The 3,351-nt window shown below is 61.9% G+C and carries 2 protein-coding genes and 1 pseudogene; 2 read left to right on the forward strand and 1 reads right to left on the reverse strand.

The annotated features are described in order from the left end of the window. Together H7J73_RS10410 and H7J73_RS10415 are read left to right on the forward strand one after the other, a co-directional pair. Nucleotides 1–215: MmpS family transport accessory protein (locus H7J73_RS10410; protein WP_264067275.1), on the forward strand; the 215-nt coding region annotated here is incomplete at its 5' end. Then, nucleotides 212–3,116: pseudogene (locus H7J73_RS10415) on the forward strand (MMPL/RND family transporter). The gene H7J73_RS10410 and the pseudogene H7J73_RS10415, both read left to right, overlap by 4 nt. A gap of 133 nt (nucleotides 3,117–3,249) precedes the next feature. Here H7J73_RS10415 and H7J73_RS10420 read toward each other — a convergent pair. Further along, nucleotides 3,250–3,351: DUF5078 domain-containing protein (locus tag H7J73_RS10420; protein ID WP_264067276.1), on the reverse strand; the 102-nt coding region annotated here is incomplete at its 5' end.

Consider the following 3,351-nt stretch of genomic DNA (forward strand, 5'->3'; position numbering starts at 1 on the left):
TGGACCTTGATGCTCAGCCGCAGCGGATTGATCATGCGCCGTTGCCGTTCACGTTGACGTTGAGTACTACCGATCCGTCGGTGTTTCCCAATATCGTGGCCCAGGGTGACAGCACCGACATCAACTGCCGCATCACCGTCGACGATGTCGTCAAGGACACGAATTCCTCAACCGGCGTCACCGCCCAGACCTTCTGCCTGGTGAAATCAGCATGAGTTCACCCCCGCGCGACGAACCCACGGACGCCATCCCGACGGTTGCCGGGCACCAGGCGACGTTGCCTGCACAGCGTCACGGTCGGCAGGATAAGCCCGCAGGGATAGCCCCGTGGATCCGCCGGTTGGCGATCCCGATCATCCTGGCCTGGATCTTCATCATCGCGGTGCTGAACACCGTCGTGCCCCAACTGGAGGCCGTCGGGATCCTCCGTTCGGTCTCGATGAGCCCGGATGACGCCCCGTCGGTGGTGGCGATGAAGGAAGTCGGCCACGTCTTCGACGAGTTCAAGTCGAACAGTTCGGTGATGGTGGTGCTGGAGGGAGATCAGCCCCTCGGTGACGCCGCGCACCAGTACTACGACGGGCTGATCAAGAAGCTCGAAGCCGACACCAAACACGTCGAGCATGTGCAGGACTTCTGGGGTGACACCCTGACCGCATCCGGGGCGCAGAGCCCGGACGGCAAGGCCGCCTACACCCAGGTCTACCTGGCCGGCAACCAGGGCGAGGCGCTGGCCAACGAATCCGTCGAGGCCGTCCAGAACATCCTCAAAGACGATCCGCCGCCGGCCGGACTGAAGGCGTTCGTCACCGGTCCTGCGGCCATCTCAGCGGATCAGCACATCGCCGGCGACCGAAGCCTGCAGATGATCACCGGGCTCACCTTCGTGGTGATCATCGTGATGATGCTGTTGATCTACCGATCGATTGTCACGGTACTCATCGTGCTGGCCATGGTGGTGCTCGAGTTGGCCGCTGCCCGGGGATTGATCGCTTTCCTCGGGTACCACAACATCATCGGGCTCTCGACGTTCGCCACCAACCTGCTCGTCATGCTTGCCATCGCGTGTGCCACGGACTACGCCATCTTCCTGATCGGGCGATATCAGGAAGCCCGAAGTCTCGGCGAAGACAAGGAAACCGCCTTCTACACGATGTACCACGGCACGGCCCACGTCGTGCTCGGTTCCGGCCTGACGATCGCGGGCGCGACCTTCTGCCTGCACTTCACCAATCTGCCGTACTTCCAATCCCTGGGTATTCCGCTGGCCATCGGCATGGCCTTCGTGGTGCTGGCGGCGCTCACGCTCGGCCCGGCCGTGATCACGGTGGCCACCCACTTCAATCTGCTGGAGCCGAAGCGCGCGCTGCGGACCAGGGGCTGGCGCAAAATCGGTGCGGCCGTGACGCGTTGGCCCGGGCCTATCCTGGTTGCGACGATCGCGCTGGCTCTGGTCGGGCTGCTGACCCTGCCCGGACCGCAACTATCTGCCGAAGGATCTGCCCGCGCAGCTGGGTTATCAAGCGGCCGACCGGCATTTCTCGCCGGCCCGGATGAATCCGGAACTGCTGCTGATCGAGACCGATCACGATATGCGCAACTCGGCGGACTTCCTGGTGATCGACAAGGTTGCCAAGGCCATCTTCCGCGTGCCGGGAATCTCACGTGTGCAGGCGATCACGCGTCCGCAGGGCACGCCGATCGAGCACACGTCGATCCCGTTCCAGATCAGCATGCAGAGCACGACGCAGAAGATGAACGAGAAGTACAACCAGGACAAACAGGCCGATGACATGCAGAACACCATCGACAGCATGACCAAGATGTCGAGCATCACCGCGCAGATGGCCGACGTCACGCACAACATGGTCGTGCAGATGAAGAATATGACCGTCGACATTCAGCAGTTGCGTGACAACATCGCCAACTTCGACGACTTCTTCCGGCCACTGCGGAACTATTTCTATTGGGAGCCACACTGTTTCGACATCCCGGTGTGCTGGTCGATCCGCTCGATCTTCGACACGCTGGACGGCATCGACACGATGACCGACGACATCCAGGCGCTGATGCCGCAGATGGAAAAGCTCGACAAGCTCATGCCTCAGATGGTGGCGCTGATGCCGTCGATGATCGCCACGATGAAGAGCATGAAGACGATGATGCTCACGATGTATGCCACGCAGAAGGGCATGCAGGATCAGCAGACCGCGGGTTCGGAGAACGCCACCGCCATGGGCCAGGCGTTCGATGCGGCCCAGAACGACGACTCGTTCTACCTGCCGCCGGAGACGTTCGACAACCCCGACTTCAAACGCGGTATCAAGCAGTTCCTCTCGCCCGACGGCAAGGCGGTCCGGTTCATCATCAGCCATGACGGCGACCCGATGACGCCGGAGGGCATCGAGAAGATCGATGCCATCAAGCAAGCCGCCAAGGAGGCGATCAAGGGGACACCGCTGGAAGGGTCGAAGATCTTCCTCGGCGGCACCGCGGCCACGTTCAAAGACATGCAGGACGGCGCCAACTACGACCTGCTGATCGCCGGAATCGCCTCGCTGTGCCTGATTTTCATCATCATGCTGATCATCACTCGCAGTGTGGTGGCAGCGGCGGTGATCGTCGGCACGGTGGTGTTGTCGCTCGGTGCGTCGTTCGGCTTGTCGGTGCTGATCTGGCAGCACATCATCGGTATCGAGCTGCACTGGATGGTGCTGGCGATGTCGGTGATCATCCTGTTGGCCGTCGGTGCGGACTACAACCTCCTGCTGGTCTCGCGGATGAAGGAGGAGATCCACGCCGGAATCAACACCGGCATCATTCGCGCCATGGGTGGTAGCGGCTCCGTTGTCACCTCGGCGGGCCTGGTGTTCGCCTTCACCATGATGTCGTTCGCGATCAGTGAGCTGACGGTGATGGCTCAGGTCGGCACCACCATCGGTCTCGGTCTGCTGTTCGACACCCTGGTGGTTCGATCCCTGATGACCCCGTCCATCGCCGCGTTGATGGGCAAGTGGTTCTGGTGGCCGCAGCGCGTGCGGCAGCGTCCCGTCGCCGAACCCTGGCCGTCCTCACCCACACCGCCGCCCGCACCCAAGGAAGAGGCGACCGTCTAGCGCATCTGTTCACGAAGAAGTCCGCTCGACCCCAGTGGGTCCGGCGGACTTTTTCGTCGCAGCCCGTCGCAGGTAACGGACACAAAAAATCCGCCCGACCACAGTGGCCGGGCGGATTCCTAAAACCGGAGTGCTAGTAGACCCAGACCGAGGGGTCGCTGGGTGGGTAGTTCATGCAGACGTCGGTGGAGTTGGCGACGACGCCTTTGTTGTTGAAGAACAGTTTGGCCCAGTT

It is taken from the genome of Mycolicibacterium komossense (assembly GCF_025822605.1).
Lineage (GTDB): Bacteria > Actinomycetota > Actinomycetes > Mycobacteriales > Mycobacteriaceae > Mycobacterium > Mycobacterium komossense.